Source organism: Pseudanabaena sp. PCC 9330, from assembly GCF_055795045.1.
In genome coordinates this window covers 1-374 of the sequence record NZ_JAYFES010000039.1, presented here as the reverse complement: position 1 = coordinate 374, position 374 = coordinate 1, and the positions used below count along the sequence as shown (strand labels likewise).

Genomic DNA, 374 nt, shown 5'->3' with positions numbered 1-374 from the left:
TGTTTTTCGGATCGAGGTTGACTTCTCAAACAGTAAGCTCATGCTTGTCGTAGCCGCCGTAAAATCAAAACAGATTAAATCAGTTCTATACTCATTTCCACCATATCTGTTTAAATCAATGCTAACGGTGAGATAGATGTAGCCAATAGGATAGCGATTTTGACTGTCGCGTAGCGGCATCCAATCCGTATATTCATCCCCTTGTTCCTGAAAGTCCTCCTGTGTTTGCTGCATATACACTTCAATGACCTCATCTACTTCGAAGTAAAGAGAAGTGTTGAATTGTATGGACTTAGCCGTATCCTCAAAATAAATCGGCTGCGTTTTATTGTCCCAATCACGGTGTTCTTGGGTAATCCCGTAACTAGAAGTGA

Annotated in this window: 1 pseudogene; it reads right to left on the bottom strand. The window is 41.2% G+C overall.

The window, feature by feature from the left end:
- A pseudogene (locus tag AC0QKW_RS00710) lies at nucleotides 1–374 on the bottom strand (hypothetical protein); the annotation flags it as partial.